12 protein-coding genes and 4 pseudogenes are annotated in these 17,365 nt (G+C 66.7%); 4 read left to right on the top strand and 12 right to left on the bottom strand.

All coding sequences use genetic code 11. The annotated features are described in order from the left end of the window. Positions 1 to 6 precede the first annotated feature (6 nt). Complete coding sequence (locus tag ASE78_RS04150; RefSeq protein ID WP_056493640.1) at positions 7 to 789, top strand: hypothetical protein; 783 nt, start codon at positions 7 to 9, stop codon at positions 787 to 789. Between the two features lie 105 nt (positions 790 to 894). Here ASE78_RS04150 and tnpC read toward each other — a convergent pair. The 3 genes and pseudogenes from tnpC to tnpA all read right to left on the bottom strand — a co-directional run bounded on the left by tnpC (position 895) and on the right by tnpA (position 3,358). Further along, positions 895 to 2,492, bottom strand: a pseudogene (gene tnpC / locus ASE78_RS04145) (IS66 family transposase). A gap of 96 nt (positions 2,493 to 2,588) precedes the next feature. Continuing rightward, positions 2,589 to 2,945 carry an IS66 family insertion sequence element accessory protein TnpB gene (tnpB, locus tag ASE78_RS04140; RefSeq protein WP_056493637.1) on the bottom strand — a complete coding sequence of 119 codons (357 nt, stop codon included), beginning with the start codon at positions 2,943 to 2,945 and terminating at the stop codon, positions 2,589 to 2,591. Further along, complete coding sequence (tnpA, locus tag ASE78_RS04135; RefSeq protein ID WP_268795697.1) at positions 2,942 to 3,358, bottom strand: IS66-like element accessory protein TnpA; 417 nt, start codon at positions 3,356 to 3,358, stop codon at positions 2,942 to 2,944. The genes tnpB and tnpA overlap by 4 nt, the downstream gene beginning before the upstream one ends. A gap of 107 nt (positions 3,359 to 3,465) precedes the next feature. On the opposite strand from tnpA, the pseudogene ASE78_RS04130 reads away from it, so the two are divergent. Further along, a pseudogene (locus ASE78_RS04130) lies at positions 3,466 to 3,762 on the top strand (Tn3 family transposase); the annotation flags it as partial. A gap of 297 nt (positions 3,763 to 4,059) precedes the next feature. Further along, positions 4,060 to 7,104: a calcium-binding protein gene (locus ASE78_RS04125; RefSeq protein WP_056493629.1), complete on the top strand. Its 3,045-nt coding sequence runs from the start codon at positions 4,060 to 4,062 to the stop codon at positions 7,102 to 7,104. Here the strand turns inward: ASE78_RS04125 and ASE78_RS04120 are convergent. From ASE78_RS04120 to ASE78_RS04105, 4 genes and pseudogenes are all read right to left on the bottom strand, one after another. Further along, positions 7,094 to 7,384 carry a hypothetical protein gene (locus ASE78_RS04120; RefSeq protein ID WP_056493626.1) on the bottom strand — a complete coding sequence of 97 codons (291 nt, stop codon included), beginning with the start codon at positions 7,382 to 7,384 and terminating at the stop codon, positions 7,094 to 7,096. The genes ASE78_RS04125 and ASE78_RS04120 overlap by 11 nt on opposite strands. A gap of 81 nt (positions 7,385 to 7,465) precedes the next feature. After that, positions 7,466 to 8,704 (bottom strand): annotated as a pseudogene (locus tag ASE78_RS18535) (Tn3 family transposase); the annotation flags it as partial. A gap of 66 nt (positions 8,705 to 8,770) precedes the next feature. After that, on the bottom strand, positions 8,771 to 10,027 hold the full coding sequence (locus ASE78_RS18530) for a hypothetical protein (protein ID WP_235514868.1): 1,257 nt from the start codon (positions 10,025 to 10,027) through the stop codon (positions 8,771 to 8,773). Positions 10,028 to 10,125: 98 nt separating this feature from the next. Continuing rightward, positions 10,126 to 10,719, bottom strand: a complete 594-nt coding sequence (locus ASE78_RS04105) for a recombinase family protein (protein WP_056493621.1) — start codon at positions 10,717 to 10,719, stop codon at positions 10,126 to 10,128. 147 nt (positions 10,720 to 10,866) lie between these two features. Between ASE78_RS04105 and ASE78_RS19870 the strand changes: the two are divergent. Beyond that, a pseudogene (locus ASE78_RS19870) lies at positions 10,867 to 12,268 on the top strand (Tn3 family transposase); the annotation flags it as partial. A 308-nt stretch (positions 12,269 to 12,576) separates the two neighbouring features. Here the strand turns inward: ASE78_RS19870 and ASE78_RS04095 are convergent. The 5 genes from ASE78_RS04095 to ASE78_RS04075 all read right to left on the bottom strand — a co-directional run bounded on the left by ASE78_RS04095 (position 12,577) and on the right by ASE78_RS04075 (position 17,085). Beyond that, entirely contained in the window at positions 12,577 to 12,891 is a 315-nt protein-coding gene (locus ASE78_RS04095) for a hypothetical protein (RefSeq protein ID WP_156351278.1), read from the bottom strand. Between the two features lie 240 nt (positions 12,892 to 13,131). After that, positions 13,132 to 13,470 carry a hypothetical protein gene (locus tag ASE78_RS04090; protein ID WP_056493615.1) on the bottom strand — a complete coding sequence of 113 codons (339 nt, stop codon included), beginning with the start codon at positions 13,468 to 13,470 and terminating at the stop codon, positions 13,132 to 13,134. A gap of 12 nt (positions 13,471 to 13,482) precedes the next feature. Continuing rightward, positions 13,483 to 14,925, bottom strand: a complete 1,443-nt coding sequence (locus tag ASE78_RS04085) for an MBOAT family O-acyltransferase (RefSeq protein WP_056493613.1) — start codon at positions 14,923 to 14,925, stop codon at positions 13,483 to 13,485. Position 14,926: 1 nt separating this feature from the next. Next, a complete protein-coding gene (locus tag ASE78_RS04080; protein WP_056493611.1) occupies positions 14,927 to 16,159 on the bottom strand; it encodes a GDSL-type esterase/lipase family protein in 1,233 nt (410 codons plus the stop codon). After that, entirely contained in the window at positions 16,159 to 17,085 is a 927-nt protein-coding gene (locus tag ASE78_RS04075; protein ID WP_082467000.1) for a DUF459 domain-containing protein, read from the bottom strand. Before ASE78_RS04075 ends, ASE78_RS04080 begins: the two co-directional genes overlap by 1 nt. Positions 17,086 to 17,365: the final 280 nt, after the last annotated feature.

Here is a 17,365-nt window from a genome sequence, read left to right as displayed (position 1 = left end):
CGGGCGATGGCGCTGTCTCCGCTCGACGTCCGGTCGCGGTTCGTCCGGTATCGCCATGTCGGCATCGGCGCGGTCTCCATTCTCGTTACGGGCTGCAACGGGACCGAGGTAGCGCCCCGGCCGCAACCGACGACCTCGGCCACGGCAATGGTCGCGCGCCCCTCTGCCGACACGCTTGCGACGAACGCCGCGATGCGCGCGGTGTTCGGCGTGGAGCGCGGAGGCATCGTTCGGATCGATGGCGCGGAGGTCCGGTTCGACGACGGCAGGCTGATACGCCCCGGCGCGACCCCGATCCTCGTCGCACGGGGGCAACGGTTGTCGGCGGCACACCCGGACAAGGGGTTCCTCGGCATCTGGTATCTGGCCCCCCACGGCTACGGATTTCGCGTCACGGGGCGCTATCCCGACAGTATCCGGGCGGGAAGTTTCGGCAATCCGCCCGACTGGACGCTGCGGCGCGACCTCGGGACCTATCCGGTGATTCAGGCGACCGGATTCGGCCAATGGTTCGGACATGGCCATGCCTGTACGACGCTTGTAGCGTTGCGACCGCGAAAGCCGGTCGAACTCGCCCGCGATATCCTTACCGGCTATAGCTTCGATCCCGGCGACGACCCCGCACAGCATGAACCGGGCGAGACGATCGACGGCAGCATCGCCTATGATCGCGCCCGGGATGTGCTGATCGTCACCTATCGCGGAACCGTCCGTCAGACCGTGTTATATAGCTATCGGGACGGGGAGTATCGAGTGCCGCCGGTGGGCAATAATCTTGATCGTTGCTGACATCACGGGAACGCCCTTTGACAATTTACTGGAGCGGCAAACACCGGGCCTATCGGATATGCTCGAGCTTCAGGTTCTTGACCTTCACCTTCTTCGTAAGCGGTGTTAATCCGCCACGCGGTCGGCGTATGCCCAGGGCATGAGGTCTTCGAGAGCATTGATATGGTGGCCGCTGGCGAGACGGGTCAGGGTGTCGGTCAGCTAGGCCTGGGGGTCGACGCGGTTGAGCTTGGCGGTTTCGATGAGTGAGGCGATGACCGCCCAGTTGTCACCGCCATCGTCGGAACCGGCGAAGAGCGCGTTCTTGTGGTTGAGGGTCAGCGGTCGGCTGCTGCGTTCGACGGTGTTGGAGTCCAGCTCGATACGCCCGTCGTCGAAGAAGCGGCAAAGCCCGTCCCAGTGGTTCAGCGCATAGCGGATGGCCTCGGCGAGACGGCCTTTGCGGCTGACCTGACCAAGCCGCATGTCGAGGACACGGCGCAGGTCGTCGATGAGCGGTCGGCTGCGTTCCTGCCGGGCGTCGCGGCGGGCATCGGCCGACTGCCCGCGGATCTCGGCCTCCACAACATAGAGCCGCGCGATGTGCGCGAGCACGTCGGTGGCAACTGGCTGCGTCCCGCCTGCGGCCTGTTCGAAGAAGCGGTGACGCACATGCGCCCAGCAGAAGGCGAGTTGCACGTCGCCTGCGCGCGCGAGCTTGCGGTATCCCGTGTAGCCATCCACCCCGGCCTTCGCCGGGGCAGGCTCTGCAACACGCCGCGAAAGCCGGCGAGATGTTCGACATGCTGCTCGGCTGCGCGGTCGTGTGCATAGCGGTAGGCGACCGTAGGCGGATCGCTGCCGCCCCACGGCCGGTCGTCGCGCGCGTAAGCCCATAGCTGCCCGCGCCTGGTACGTCCTCGTCCCGGGTCGAGCACGGGCGCGACGGTTTCGTCGGCGAACAGCTTGCCCGAGCGCTTGAGCATGCCAAGCAGATGGTCGCGCAGCGGCCGCAGCCACCATGCCGCTCGCCCCGTCCAGTCCGCCAGCGTCGAGCGGTCGAGTTCGACGCCTTGGCGCGCGTAGATCTGCGCCTGCCGGTACAAAGGCAGGTGGTCGGCATATTTGGACACCAGCACCTGCGCGACAAGCGCCTCGCTGGGCAGGCCGCCGGTGATGAGGTGGGCGGGTGCCGGGGCCTGCACGGGTGCAGCCTCGCAACCCCGGCAGCCATAGCGCGGGCGGCGGGTGACGAGGACGCGGAAGGTCGCGGGCACCACGTCGAGCCGCTCGGCAACGTCCTCGCCGATGACATGCAGCGCGCCTCCGCAGCAGCCGCATGTCTTGTTCTCGATATCGACGACCTGCTCGACGCGTTCCAGATGCGCCGGCAGCCGGCCACGGTTGGTCTTGCGCCGACGCGGCTCGCGCGGGACGGCCGCCACGGCATCGAGGCTGGCGGCGACCACGCCAAGCGCCGTCTCGGTATCCTCGAACGCCATCTCCAGCTGTTCGTCGTCGAGCTTCTCGGAACGGGCCCCGAAGCGGTGCCGGCGCAGCGCGGCGATGATCTCGTGCAGCCGGACCAGTTCTGCTTCGGCATGGTCGTTGACGGCGTTCAGCCGCACGATTTTGGCGCGGGTCGCTGCCCGCTCGGCCCACAGATCGTCGATCTGTGCCTGCGTTTCCTTGCCCACGACCCGCAGCGCCGCAAGCTCGGCCATGGTCGTGGCGAGCATGTCGCGTAAGCCTTGCGGGTCGGAAGAAAGGTCAGCCTCGATCAGCATCGCGGACGAGTGAATCAGTCCGCCCCTGCGGCGTCAACCGGGCAGTTGCGGCGCCACGGGCTTGCGACCGCCATGGACCCGGCGCCAGTCCGCGCCTTCCAGCAGCACTGCCATCTGTGCGGCGCTCAGCCGGATCACGCCGTCCCGGATGCCTGGCCAGCGAAAGCCGCCCTCCTCGAGGCGCTTGGCCATCAGGCACAGCCCCGTGCCATCCCACCAGACCAGCTTCACCCGGTCCGCCTTTTTCGCCCTGAACACGTACACCACGCCCGAGAACGGCTCGGCACCGTACTGCGCCTTCACCAACGTCGCGAGCGAGTCCGCGCCCTTGCGAAAGTCCACCGGCGCGGTCGCCACCATTACCTGCGCGTCGCTGCCGGGACCGATCAACGCGCACGCCTCAAGGCGCCGATCACCGCGGCAATCACATCGGCGTCCGCACCGCGTCCGACCTTCACCGCCACCCCGTCGATCTCCAACTCGACCATGCCACCGCCACGAGGGTGTCGGGCACGTCGTCGCATCGGTCGCGCAGGAACAATGTCATTCGGTGTCGGCTCGACGATGACAGGCACGAACACCGGCGCTGCTGCCTCCATCGCCTTGCGCGCATCCCGCCGCCAGGTGAAAAGCTGCGACGGGTACAGCCCGTGCCGCCTTGCGACCGCACTGACGCTTTCCAGCCCGGCATGGCTCTCCGCCACCATCCGCGCCTTGGCCTCGTCGCTCCACTCGCGGCGCCCGCCCGCTCCCGTGAACACCTCGAACCGAACCGGCCTCGTGCCAGTATCATCACATGACATCGTCATGGCTGTAGGCCTTCCTGCTATCCCGAAAGCCCGATCCGTCTTCCGTTATCACCCCCTCGGCAAGGTGCCGACCGAACAGCGCTTACGCCGGAACCGACCCCATCTTCTTCCATCGCGCCGGCCGCATCCGCGACCACGGCCTGCAAGCCCAGGGACACCACGCCAGCGCGCTCAATCTGGTCGCCGACGCAATCGTGCTGTGGAACACCACCTACCTCGAAGCCGCCATGCGTCACCTCGATCGGCAGGGTCGCCCGGTGCCGCCCGACCTGCTCCAGCAACTCGTCCCGCTCGGATGGCAGCACATCAACCTGACCGGCGACGATCTCTGGTCTGATCCTGCACCGCGCGACGGCGAACTGCGCCCGCTCCGCCAGATTGTCCGGCTGCCGGCATGATCGCCGCTACCGTATATCTGTGACCCTTTCATGTGACGCCCCCGGTTCGGGATGTGCTTCGATCAAATCCGATGGGCAATACCGTCGAGAGCGGCCCTCCATCCAATTGTGACTGCCAACGGAACAAGGTTTCGGACAAGGCGCGCTATGGGTCATGCTGGATTTTCATCTATTTTCCAGTACATCCCGAGAGCACAAGCGTTCGAACAAACAAGCGTACCCGCACGATCGCGTACCCTTTCTTGACTATTGTGGAATTCCATTGAAAACCGGCCCGAAACCGGAAGTGGGGCGATAATGGACAGTTCGACTTGGACCGACGCGGAGGCACTCGCCTATATCGCGTCCTATGCTGATCTGATGCGGGTATTCGGAGCGGATGCTCAGGCTGGACGCGCCCATCACGTCCAATATGGCCGAGCCGAGGGACGCACCATCACGTTCGATACGATGGCGTATCTTGCCAGCTATGCCGATCTGCGGACGGTATTTGCGGCGGATACGGCGGCGGCAGCCCGACATTATATCCAATTCGGTGCGGCGGAGGGGCGCACCGCTTCGTTCGATGCGATGGGGTATCTCGCGAGCTACGTCGACCTGCGCGCCGCGTACGGCAGCGATACCGGCGCGGCCACCGCGCATTTCGTGCGCTATGGTGCGGCGGAAGGCCGTACGATCACGTTCGATGCGATGGGATATCTGGCGAGCTACGTTGACCTGCGCGCCGCGTACGGCAGCGATACCGGCGCGGCCACCGCGCACTTCGTGCGCTATGGTGCGGCGGAGGGACGTTCGATCACGTTCGACGCGACGGGGTATCTGGCAAGCCATGCCGACCTGCGTGCAGCATTCGGCAGCGATACTGTAGCTGCCACCGCGCATTTCGTGCATTATGGCGCAGCGGAGGGGCGCACGATCACCTTCGATGCGCTTAATTACATTGCGACCTACGCCGACCTGCGCGCCGTGTTCGGTACCGACACGGCAGCCGCTACGTGGCATTTCGTCCAGAACGGTGCCCGCGAAGGACGCATGCCGGGGTTCGACGGTATCCTCTACCTTCTCGGTAACGCCGATCTGACCGCAGCAGGCTATGACATTCGCGCCGCGACCCGTCACTGGATCGTCACGGGTGCAAAGGAAGGGCGGGCCGCGACCGGTACTTTCGGTAATGACCAGACGGCGCATGCGCTCGTCGGGTCGGAGGGCGTGCTGTCCGAGCGGATCAATGTACGCGGCGACCGCGACTGGTTCACGATGGACTTGAAGAAGGACCAGACCGGATCGGTTACGGCCGGTCGTCCCTTGGCCGAAACTGGACCGGTCCCCGACGTGATGGTCGAAGTCTACGACGCCAAGGGGCGGCTACTCGAACGCAACACATGGGGTTGGAGCTATACGAGCTTCATCGCACCGGATGACGGCACCTATTATTTCGTCGTAAGCGGCATGCGTACCCACGCCTACGACCTGCGCTACCAGCGGTTCGATCCGGTGATCGGCACCGAAGGCGATGACGATCTGTCGAACGATATCGTGTCGCAGGTGGTACAGGGACTGGGCGGCGACGACTGGCTGACCGCATCGGGCGGGGGCGACGATATCCTCGAAGGCGGCATGGGCCATGACCTGCTGAGCGGCGGACGCGGCGACAACCGGATGTACGGCAACAACCGCGAGGACAGCGGCAACGACCAGTCCACCGACGCCCTGTTCGACAGTAGTGGCGGCAGCGACCGGCTCTATGGCCAGGGCGGTGACGATACGCTGATCGTCGAGCGGATGTTCGCCAGCGACGACGTGATCGTGATGGACGGCGGGTCGGGCAACGATACGATCGAGTTCAAGTCCGATGTGTCGCTGGTGCGCTATTCCACGGTGACCATGGCAGGGGGCAGCGGCAACGATATCCTCCGTGCCGCTCCCGCTGCGCGAATGACGATCGATGCAGGAGACGGCGACGATCAGGTCTTTCTCGACCTGTCGAACACCACCGATGCACAGGGGGGTACGTCAGGGCAACGGGTTGGCAGCGACATGCGCGTGACGCTGGGGGCCGGAGCGGACGTGGTGATCCTCTCGCCCAACGCACCCGATACGATCGCGCCGCTCACCGGGATCGCCGGGCAGGTCCGCATCACCGACTATCTTCCGCAAGTCGATCGGGTGGCGATCGACAGTTTCCTCATATCGAACCTCATCGATTGGGATACGGCGAAGAACCCGTTCCAGACTGGGCATCTGATGCTCGAGACGGCGGGTAGCGATGTCTTGCTCAAGGTCGACCTCGACGGGGCCGGGACCGCTCATGGCCATGAAACGCTGTTGCGTTTCGAGAACGTCACGCTCGGCACGTTCGGCGCGAGCGATTTCGGCCATCGTCTCGATGGCGCGGCGGAAATCGCACAGACGTTCGTCGGTACGGCGGAAGCCGACCAGTTGCTCGGTGGCAGTGGCGACGATCTGCTCCAGGGATTGGGCGGTGCCGATACGCTGCGGGGCGGCGCGGGTAACGATCTGGTCGAAGGTGGTCTGGGTCCCGATTCCTTGGGCGGAGGTCTCGGCGACGACCGGGTCTATGGCTATTCGGTCGATGGCATCGGAGACGATCTGGCCAACGACACCCTGTTCGACAACAGTGGCGGCAACGACAGCCTGTACGGGCAGGGGGGAGATGACCGGGTAACGGCCGCCCGGGCAGGCCGGATGATGGCCAGCACGATCCTGTTCGACGGCGGCGACGGCAACGACTTCATCCGTTTTGTCAGTACCGGGCGCAATCTCGACACGGTTACGGTCGTGGGCGGCAACGGCAACGACAACATCGGCGTCGGCAGCGTCGCGCAGAGCCGGATCGACGCCGGTGCCGGGAACGATACGGTATCGATCAACATCGGCGGCGGCGATCACCGCATCACGCTGGGCGAGGGATCGGACACCCTGACGCTGAGCGGTACCAGCCTGAACCGTATATCGGGGAATTCGGCGTATCTGACCGATTTCGCGATCGGTTCGGATACCGTACGCCTCACTTCCTATCTCGAGAGCGTGCTGGCGTACTGGTGGGTACCGGACAATCCGTTTGAGAAAGGTTTCCTGAAGCTCGTGCAGTCGGGGAACGACACGTTGCTACAGATCGATCGCGATGGCCGACAGAGCGGCGCCCAGTTCGAGACACTGCTGACCTTCGCTAACACGACCGCCACCGCATTCACCAGCAGGGAACTGGGCTATACGCCGACCGTCGGCACGGCGGCGACGTCCGATGCCGGGATATTGATGGATACAATGAGTCCGGCTTGGGACATGAACGTCTTCCAAGCCGATTACTTCATCGGTTGATCGGGTAGCGAGGGCGTATTCCCGCGGAATGCACCCCCGCTCCTGCGACGTGATCGTTCTCCGGTTCGACAGGTGCGCATATCCTGCGGACCGGTTCGTCAAGGCTCCCGCTGTTCCCGGACGCATCCTCGCTCAGACGGGTGAAGGGCGACAGGATGTAGGCCATCACCGATCGCTTGTCGCCGATCAGGTTGACGTCGGTGGTCATGCCCGGACCGATCGCCAGACGCTGTCCATCGGGTCCGCGGAAGTTCTGGGCGTCGGCACGGACGCGGACCATGCAATGGCGCTCGCCGGTACGCTCGTCGAGCGTGGCGTCGGGCGAGATGGGGAGCGGTGAGAGGATGGTCGAAAACGTACGCTAAGCGTCCCGACCTTGCTGGTGAAGGCGGAGCGGCCTGAACCGTTCGCGGGGCTTGTCGATCTCACCCCATAGATAGTCGCCGGTCAGGCCGATATGCTCTCAGCCCAGCGGCGCGACATGGGCGAGCAGTTCGTCGGGCACGTCCACGCCGCTGCGTCGCAGATGACTGACGGCCCGGTCGAGATAGACGGTGTTCCACAGCGTGACGGCTGCGGTGACGAGGGTCAGTCCGGAGGCACGGTGACGCTGGTTCTCGAAGGTACGGTCGCGCAGTTCGCCGAGGCGGTTGAAGAAGATAGCATGGGCGAGTGCGTTGCGGGCCTCACCCTTGTTGAGGATGCTGCCGGTGCGGCGACGCTGGTCGGGATCATCGAACCAGTCGAGCATGAACAGGGTGCGCTCCACCCGTCCGATTTCGCGCAGGGCGTGCGCGACGGGGTTCTGGCGCGGGAAACCCGCCAGCTTGCGCAGCATGACCGAGGCACTGACGGTGCCGGCGCGGATCAAGGCGGCAAGCTGCAGCGTCTTGTCCCAATTCTCCTCGATCGCCTGGACGTTGACCGGCCCGGCGACGAGCGGGCGTAGCGTCGGCCACGGGTCGAGCGGCGACAGGCCATACAGCCGACGCTCGTTGAGGTCGCGGATGCGGGGTGCGAAGCGGAAGCCGAGCAGGTGGCACAGGCCGAAGACGTGATCGACCGCACCGGCGGTGTCGGTCGCGTGTTCGCGGATCACCAGCTCGCTCTCATGGTCGAGCAGACCGTCGAGGACATGCGCAGCCTCGCCGGCATTGGCGGCGATGACCTTGGTGTGGAACGGCGTGAAGCGGTCGGTGAGATGGGTGTAGAACAGCACACCGGGCTCGGTGCCATAGCGGTCGTTGCGATCGGCGCGCGCTTCGCCCTGACCGCCGGCGCGGAAGAACTGGCCGTCCGACGAGGTGTCGCCCGGCCCCCAGACCTGGGCAAGCGGATGCGCGGTGTGGCAGTCGACGATCGCCGCCAACGCTGACAGGTAGGTTTTATTGCGCACATGCCATTCGGCGGTCCAGCGCAAGCGGGCCAGCGTCAGCCCGCGCGAGCTTTCCGCCATGCGGCCCAACCCGAGGTTGGTCGCATCGGCGAGGATCGCGCCCATCAGCGCCGACGGGTCGGAGGCAGGGGCGCCGCTGCGCGCATGGACGAAGCGATCGGCGAAACCCTACCGTGCGGCGACCTCGACCAGCAGGTCGGTGATGGCCAGCGTACATTATAGGGACACAGATTAACGGTATACGCCGGACTTGATGGAAGCTGGCTATTCTTAGCGCAGGTTTTCGATCCCGAGTTCGCACCACATCCAAGTAAAGTCGTAGGTCGCCATCGGGTCGCTCGGATCGGGCTTGACGCTGCTGCGGTTTTCGAGGTGCTTGAGCCAGGTAGCAAGACGATCGCGGCCCGCGGCGGTCTTGGCGGCCGTACGCGGAGTGATATCGCCCAGCATCCCGACCGGTTCGTCAAGTGTGGCGCGGTACTGGCGATCGAGCATGCCGTGGATGAGCGGGGTCGTGATATCGGGGGATATATCGGGCGCGGGTTCGGGTGCGGTCAGCCCCTCCATTCGCGCCGCCATGGCCTGCTCGACGGTTTCGATGGTGGTGAGCGGGGTGCCGACCAGTCCGGCCAGTGCATCGGCGATGAGAGAGGTGCCGCGCGCGGCACGCTCGGCGGAGGTGACGGCGAGGATCAGGGCGCGGCCCTTGAGTTCGACATTGCCGAGCACCGGGGTGCCGTCTTCCATCGTCACGCCCCACGCCATGCGGCCGGTGCCCTTGGAGGCCTTGCCGGGCCTGTCGCCCAGCCAGTTCCAGAAGTGCGTGGTTTCACGCTGAAGCGCCCGGAGCGTATCGAGCCGCTCGCCGACCAGCGCCTGGGTCACGCCGCGCGCGAAGGGAAAGCGGACGCGGTGGAACACCACCTCCTCGCCATCGCTGTTGTGCAACGTAGGGATGGACACCGGTCCCATGGTCTTCGGCACGACATCGAACAGCCATGCCGTGCTGATGAGGGCGGGAAGGGTGGCCAGATCGTCCGCGTCCAGGGACAACATGGTGCGCGGGCTGCGCTTGCCCTTCGAACGCCGCAGGTCGGCGACGAGCGCCTCGGCCGCCTCCATCGTGAACGACAGCAGTCCGCCCGACAGAAGGTGCCTGCCGCCGACCTCGACGACGCGGGCACCGATCCGGTCCCATTGCTTGAGCGTCTGCGAAGCGCTGCGCTCGGACACGCGCACCGGCTCGCCGCCCCGGATCAGGTCGCGCACGAGGAACCCGCTGCCGGTCTCTACCTCGCTGACTTCGTACAGGCTCATCACCGACGATCGGAGCGCACGCATATAGGCCTTGGCGGGGCCGCTCTCGTTCCAGCCCCGGCGTTTGATATAGTCGTCGACGATGTTGCGGCCATCGGGTTCGAGGTCACGCGTCAGCAAATCCTCGAACGCGCAGCCCCACAGCACGCCCGCCCAATGGTCGCCGACGATATCGGCGAGGTCTTCGTAACCGAAGTCGAACTCGTCCATTGCAAGTTCGAGATGATCGCCGAGTGCCTCGCCCAGATGGTCGGCCCAGGCCGGCGAGGTGGCGAACTTCATCAGACCGGACAGGTCGTGGCCCCGCTTCATGCCGCTTCTCCCTGCTGCTGGCGCCAGGCCGCGACGATGCGCGAGACGGTGGGTTCGCTGACGCCGTAAAGCCGGGCCATCTCGGCACCGGACTTGCGGCCCGAGGTGACGGATTCGGCGATCTCGCGGCGCTGTTTGTCGGCCAGCTTGCGCCGGCGTCCACCGATCCGGCCCTCGGCGCGCGCTTGCGCCAGACCCGCGCTGGTGCGCTCGCGGATCATCGCGCGTTCGAATTCGGCGAAGCTGCCGACCATTTGCATCATCATGCGGCCTGCGGCCGTGGTGGTGTTGATTGCCTCGGTGAGCGAGCGGAAACCCGCGCCCGCCGCCTCGATCCGGTCCATGATGTGAAGCAGATCCTTCAGGCTGCGCGATAGCCGGTCGAGCTTCCAGACGACGATCACGTCACCCGCGCGCAACTGCGCGATCATCTCGTGAAGCTTCGGCCGATCCCACCGCCCGCCGCTGGCAGTTTCCTCGAACACGCGCCGGCAACCGGCTGCATCCAACGCGCGAGCCTGCGCGACGTTGGACTGCTCCTCGCCCTTCGACACGCGAGCATAGCCGATCAGATAGGGTATGGTGTCCAAGCGCGCGCCTTTCCCAAACGGCCGTATCCGGAGGCCGGATCGGCCGCCACGGATTTCCGCTGCCTTCCGCCTTTCACAATCCTCTTTCACGAAGCATCCGAAAGGCAAGTGGTTTCTGGAGGATGGAACATGCCCGCACGCATTCCGATGACCGGGCGTCAGCGCACCGCACTGCTGGCGCTGCCCGACACCGAGGCAATGGTAGTGCGATATCATAGCCTCGACGCCAGCGATCTGGACGCGATCGGCACCGCCCGGACGCCGGCGACCCGGCTCGGCTATGCGCTGCAACTGTGCTACCCGCGCTATCCGGGGCGCCACCTTCGTGCGGGCGAATTGCTGCCGGCGATCATGCTCGACCATATCGCCGAACAGGTCGGCGTGGAGGCGAGCGTCATCGCCGAACAGATTGGCGTGGAGGCGAGCGTCATCGCCGACTTCGCGAGGCGTACGCCGACCCGCTACGATCAGCTCGCCGCGATCAAGGCACGCTTCGGATTCCGCGACCTCAGCCGCCCGGTCCGAGCCGATCTGATGACTTGGCTCCGACAAACCGCAATGCCACTCACCGACGGATGCTATCTCCTCGACCGGCTGCTGGAAAAGATGCGCTCGGAGCACATCGTCATCTCCGGCATCAGCGTCGTCGAGCGGATCGCGGCCGAGGCGATGCACCGCGCCGAAGTCGCGCATGGCCGAGGTCTGCGGCGCGGGGTCACGCCGGACCCTTCTGCGGATGCAGACATGGCATATGCGCGAGGAAACGTTCCGCGCCGCACTCGCCTGCCTGACCGACGCCATCCATGCCGAGCCGCTTGCCGTCTGGTTCGGACAAAGGCGTCGCGCGTCAGCCGACGGGCAGGCATTCCCCCTGGGCGGTCCCGGCGAGGCGGGCGGAAGCGTCAACGCGCATTACGGGCGCGACCCGGTGGTGAAAATCTACACCACCATCACCGACCGCTATGCTCCCCTCCACCAGACCGTGATGGCTGGCACCGCCGGCGAGGCCATCCACGCGCTCGATGGCATCCATGGCCATGCGGCAGCGGTCGATCCCGCCACGCTCCATGTCGACGGAGGCGGCGTGTCCGACATCGTATTCGCGGTCAGCCACCTGCTCGGGCTGGATTTCGAGCCGCGTATCCCGCGCCTGTCGGATCGCCGCCTCTACGCCTTCGAGCCGGCACGCCACTACGGCAGGCTGGCGCCGCTGTTCGGGCGTCGGCTCGCCCGCGACCGCATCATACCCCACTGGCCGGAGATCGCGGAGGTCATTGGCGCGATCCGGAACCGCACGGTCACACCCTCGCTGATCCTCGGCAAACGCTCCGCCCAGCGTCAGCAAGGCAGGCTTGCCGCGGCCCTGCGCGAGATCGGGCGAATCGAACGTACCCTGTTCACCCTGCGCTGGTTTGAGGACGCCGACCTGCGGCGCACCGTCACCGCCGAACTGAACAAGGGCGAAGCGCGCAACAGCCTTGCCCGTGCCGTCGCCTTCCACCGCCTCGGCCGCTTCCGCGACCGCGGCCTCGAACCCCAGCTTACCCGCCACGGCTACGACACCCGCATGCTCGCCGAACAGTTCGATGCCAAGCCGGCCGAGATACGCAAGCTGCTGCGTGGCGGCCTCGATCCGGTGCGTGTCCGGGAGCTCACCGACGAGGTGCGCGCGGCAGGACTGCCGCTGTGATCGCCTGGCTCCGCCATCGTGCGCCTGCGGATCAACAATGTGCGTCTGTCTCACCGTTCGTGCGCTACGTCTCAAGTAATATGCGTTGAGCGATCCCATCCGTCTCAACCAATGTGCGCCGGAAACGGCCCTCTATTGCGCGTTCGGCCGGTCATCATTGCAGGTCGCTATAAATAGCCGGCTGCCATGGCCTTTCCGTCGGTGATCCGTCGCCGCTCACCGGTCTTGCTCGAAACCAGCCAGACGTCGCTCCGCCCCGGGTCGGTTTCGAACGCGGTACGGCCATAGATCTCGCCGGAACCGGCGGGACGGCGCACTACTACTGCTGCCCATTCGGCATCGGGCGAAAAGCTTGCGCTTTCGACGTGTTCCATCGCCAGTACGTCATCAATGGTGATGCGATGCTGGGCAGGAGCAGCGGATGTATCCGATGGCAAAATCGACAAAGCGAGAGCCGCCAGAAATCCTTCAAGACATCGCATGCCTTATCCTCTGTCAGCAGGCGCTGACCATCGACCAGGATTACGGCGCAAACGCGGCCTGTACTTTTAGGCTTGGCGTTCTCCCAAACCGGCTGCGAAAGACGGGTTTTGGGAGGCCGTAATGTTTCTCGTTTTCTGATCCCGATCGGGACGGTTGCGGGGGCCTGGCGTACGATGTTGACCATCCTCTCACCGGACCCCTGACAGCGCGCGGTTCGCGGCACCGCGCTGTTCCCCGCGCTACTCCGCGCCGCCGGGATGTTCCCCGCCGAAGCGCGCCGCGCGTGCCGCTTCCCAGCGCCTGCGCACCGCCGTGCGCGGGGTGTCCAGCCCCAGGCGGCCGGTCGTCGCCACCCATGCCGCGATCGGCGCGCGCAGCGGTTCGGTGGCGGGCGACGGCGGCAGTTCGTCGAACCATTCGCCGATCGCAGGGGCGTTGAACAGCGCGAGGAACAGCGTCGAACCCGCGACAATGCCGGTCATCCAGCGCAGCGGAAGCACGCCGTCGACCGGGTCGGCGGGCACCTGGACCGGCGATCCTGCTTCGGCGATCTCGCCATGGTCGGCACCCGTGGTCATGACTGCCCCGCTTCAGAACTGGTAATAGATGAACGGCGCGACCCCGGCGGGCCGCATCGCGTCGACGATCAGGATCGCCATGCCCAGCGCCACGGCGATCGCCGGCGCGGCGTGGTGGCGCAGCCGCATCGCCGCCCCGGTAAGCAGATGGGCCGGCACCGCATGGATGGCGAGGCCGAAGGCGACCAGCCCCAGCGACAGCGGCGTGACCAGCGTGTTGCGCCAGTCGCCCGCCCCCAGCGCGGCGAGATAGACGACCGCCTCGCCCTCGCCCTGTGCGCGAAAGAAGATCCAGCCCAGCACGACGATGTGGAAGGTGACGAGGATCCCCGCCCAGCGCGGCGGAAGCGGCAGGCCGGCGGGGCGATGCCGTGCCCAGAACCGCTCGATCGCCAGCCAGCCACCGTGCAGCGCGCCCCAGATCAGGAAGCTCCAGCTCGCGCCATGCCATAGCCCGCCGAGCACCATCGTCGCGAACAGGTTGAGATAGGTGCGCACCGGCCCCTTCCGGCTGCCGCCGAGCGGGATGTAGAGATAGTCGCGCAGCCAGCTCGACAGGCTGATATGCCAGCGCCGCCAGAAATCCTGGAGCGAGGCGGCGCGGTAGGGCTGGTCGAAATTGCGCGGGAAGGTGTAGCCGAGCAGCGCCGCCAGCCCGATCGCCATGTCCGAATAGGCGGAGAAATCGCAGTAGATCTGCACTGCATAGCCGTATGCGCCGATCAGCAGGTCGAAGCTCGACCGCGCGGCGGGATCGAGGAACGCTGGATCGACCAGCGCGCCGGCCAGTTGCGAGGCGATCACCGCCTTCTTGAACAGCCCCCATACGATCAGCAGCAGCGCGGCGGCGACGGTGCCGCGATCGATCACCGGCACGCGGCGGAACTGCGGCAACAGGTCCGCGCCGCGCACGATCGGCCCGGCGACCAGATGCGGGAAGAACGACATCAGCAGCGTCAGGTCGAGCAGTCCCGCCGCCGGAATGCGCCGGCGATGGACGTCGACCAGATAGGAGATCGCCTGAAAGGTGAAGAACGACACGCCGACCGGCAACACCACCTGCAACAATGGCAGGTCGCGCCCGAAGCCCAAAGGCTGCAACAGCGCGGCGAGCTGTTCGAGGAAGAAGCCGGCATATTTGAAATAGCCGAGCACGCCGAGATTGGCGACGACGCCGAGCGTGACCAGTGCCCGCCCGCGCCGCCCGCGCCGCCCGCGCCGCCCGCGCCGCCCGTCCGCGCGTTCCCGGTCGCGCACGATCGCCTGCGCCAGCGCCCAGTTGACCACCGCCGAGACGAACAGCAGAGCGACGAACCGCGCGTCCCATGCGCCGTAGAAGAACCAGCTCGCCAGCAGCAGCGCGATCTTGCGCCATTCGTTCGACCGGCCGAGCGACCAGGTGATCGCATAGACGACGAGGAAGAATAGGCCGAAGCCCAGCGTCGGAAACAGCATCCTAGAACCGGTCCGGCGCGGGCAGCGTGGCGAGCGCGCGGTCGAGATCGGCCTGGAGCCGGCGTGCGATCTCCGCGCCGCCGCGACTGGTGAAATGGACATGGTCGCCACGCATCAGCGGCGTCGTGCCCTGCGTCCAGCCATCGGCGGTGCAGCGCCCGCCCATCGCCTGCGCCCAGTCCCAATAGGCGATGCCGGCGGCATGCGCCTGTCGCCGCTGGATCGCCTGCACCGCCGCCAGCGCGGCGGTCGGCCGCCAGATGGCCGAGGTGGGGCAGGGCGGGCTGATCCCGCCCTCGCCGCTTTGCAGCCCCGGAGTGCGCGTGGCGGAATCAGGCGCGCCGAACAACAGCATCGGCACGCCGGGGGCCAGTCGCCGCAGCCGGGCGAGATCGGCGCGCAACGTGGCTTCATAGGCGGCGGCCGAGAAGCCGGGGCGGAACGCCTCGTTGGTGCCGAACGCGATGACGATCAGGTCGGGGCGATAGGCGGCGAGTTCGGTCGCGACGACGCGCTCGTCGGTCCGGCCGAAATGGACGAGCTGCGCGCCGACGGTGCCGAGGTTCGACAGGACGACCCCGCCGCCCCGGCTGCGTGCCGTATCCCATGACGTCAGCGTCACCGGGCCGGCGATCACCGTGACCGATGCGCCCGACGCCTCGCCACCGGCATCGAGCGTGCGGCACTGGCTGCCGCTGGCGGGCGCGGCCAGCGACCAGTCGAGCGACGCCGCGCCGATGCCGAGCCGCACCGTGCCCGCCCCCGGCCCGGTCAGCGCGCACAATGTCAGCCGGTCGAAGGTCCGACCGCCATCGGCACTCAGCGTCACCGTCGCGCCGGGGGTCTGGCTGGTCAGGCTATAGGCGGAAAGGCCCATGCGCACGGTGGCGGCGGGGCGATAGGCCGGCCCGAAAATGCCGTCGACGCTCCATCCCGGCGACTGGGTCGCGGTGATGTCGCGCGTCAGATAGCCGGCATAGGGCCGCCCGACCGCCATCACCCCGCGTCCGCCGCGCCCGAAGCGGGCCTGCAACAGCGTCCGCCAGCTTCCGGTGATCTGGTCGCCGGCGGTGTGGCTATCGCCGATCTGGAGGATGCGGACCGGCGCGGGATCGGCGGGCGCATCCGCCAGCTTTTCGAGGAACGGGCGCAGGTGATCGGCATCGCACAGCGCTCCGTTGCAGGTCGCGGCGGCGCCGGCCTGCGCCAGCGCGACAGCCAGAAGTGCGGGCATCAGCGTGGCTCCCCGGTCGGTGTGGGTGCGGGCCGCCCCGCCGCCTGCCGAACGCGCGCGGCATAGCGGCGCAGGTCGGCGGCGACGCCGCTGGTCAGCCGTTGATAGCCGATCCCGATCATGTGCAGCCCGTCGCCGGTGCGCATCAGCACCGGTCGCCCGGTCTTCGAGTCAGGCAGATAGGCGGTGTATTTCCCGTCCGCGCCCAGCGTCAGCGGGCGCGAATCGACGAACGGCACGCCGAGGCGACGCATATGCGCTTCGTAGAAACCGTCCATCGCCTGCATGTCGGCATCGAGCTTGGGATCGCGGATCACCGGCAGCCCGACCCAATAGACCACCGCCCCGGTCGATCGCGCCGCCGCGACGAACCGGTCGACCCGCTCGCCGATCACCCGTTTCCACCCGTCACCCATCAACGGGTATAGATGCCCGTCGTCATAGACCGCCTGCGCGTCGTTGGCGCCGAAGCTGATGACCACCGCGTCGACCGGGTCGCGCGCCAGTTGCTCATAGGCGCGTTTCTCGAGGTCGAGCTGGCGATAGCGGGTGAAGCCGGTGGCTTCCTTGGCGAATTTCAGCACCTCGAACCCGTCGCTTGCGGGCAATTGCCGGTAGATCGCGTCCCAGATGCCGTTGCCGAAACTGTCGCCGAACACGCCGACGCGCAGCACGCCGCCGCGCCGCATCCGTGCCGTTACCTGTGGGGGGATCGGCCCGTCGACGCCCTGCGCCGCGACGGGGGGTGCCGCGGGCACCGGGGACGGGGCGGGGCCGTCCGTGCTCGCCACCGTCGTCGTGGCCGGCAGGATGCGCCCGTCGCCGGCGAACGACAGCCCGACGATGAAGCCGACGATCAGCCCGAGGACGAGGACCGCCATCCGGTCCGCCAGCCAAGCTACGGGGGTCCATTTTGGTCGGATCATCGGGTCGATCTACCCGACGCCGGAATATCCGCAAGGGAGGCAGATCGGAGTTTTTCGGTATGATCCGCAAACTCGCGGAAGGGCGGGTTTCGAGGCGTTGCCGGCCCGCTCTCCCCGCGTCATCCCCGCGCAGGTGGGGATCCATATACGCCGACGCTGGCGATCGAATCGCGCGCGTGGCGTCTATGGGTTCCCGCCTGCGCGGGAACGACGAACAGCCGTGGCATTGGCTGAAGGTCGATCCCGCCTGGATCGTTTGAAAATGCGTCGAAACGCATTT

The sequence above is a fragment of the Sphingomonas sp. Leaf25 genome (assembly GCF_001421635.1).
Taxonomy (GTDB): Bacteria; Pseudomonadota; Alphaproteobacteria; order Sphingomonadales; family Sphingomonadaceae; genus Sphingomonas.
Note: the sequence above shows the minus strand (reverse complement) of the source record. Positions and strands in the feature narration are given on the sequence as shown.

Bases quoted from the DNA above. Each gene is read 5' to 3' on its own strand.
- ASE78_RS04120 (WP_056493626.1), bottom strand. From the start codon at position 7,384: ATGGTCCGCGTCCGTGCCGACGCCCAGAACTTCCGCGGACCCGATGGA.
- ASE78_RS04080 (WP_056493611.1), bottom strand. From the start codon at position 16,159: ATGCCCGCACTTCTGGCTGTCGCGCTGGCGCAGGCCGGCGCCGCCGCG.
- tnpA (WP_268795697.1), bottom strand. From the start codon at position 3,358: ATGTCATGTGATGATACTGGCACGAGGCCGGTTCGGTTCGAGGTGTTC.
- ASE78_RS04125 (WP_056493629.1), top strand. From the start codon at position 4,060: ATGGACAGTTCGACTTGGACCGACGCGGAGGCACTCGCCTATATCGCG.
- ASE78_RS04095 (WP_156351278.1), bottom strand. From the start codon at position 12,891: ATGCGATGTCTTGAAGGATTTCTGGCGGCTCTCGCTTTGTCGATTTTG.
- ASE78_RS04150 (WP_056493640.1), top strand. From the start codon at position 7: ATGGCGCTGTCTCCGCTCGACGTCCGGTCGCGGTTCGTCCGGTATCGC.
- ASE78_RS04090 (WP_056493615.1), bottom strand. From the start codon at position 13,470: ATGACCACGGGTGCCGACCATGGCGAGATCGCCGAAGCAGGATCGCCG.
- ASE78_RS04075 (WP_082467000.1), bottom strand. From the start codon at position 17,085: ATGATCCGACCAAAATGGACCCCCGTAGCTTGGCTGGCGGACCGGATG.
- ASE78_RS04085 (WP_056493613.1), bottom strand. From the start codon at position 14,925: ATGCTGTTTCCGACGCTGGGCTTCGGCCTATTCTTCCTCGTCGTCTAT.
- ASE78_RS18530 (WP_235514868.1), bottom strand. From the start codon at position 10,027: ATGGACGAGTTCGACTTCGGTTACGAAGACCTCGCCGATATCGTCGGC.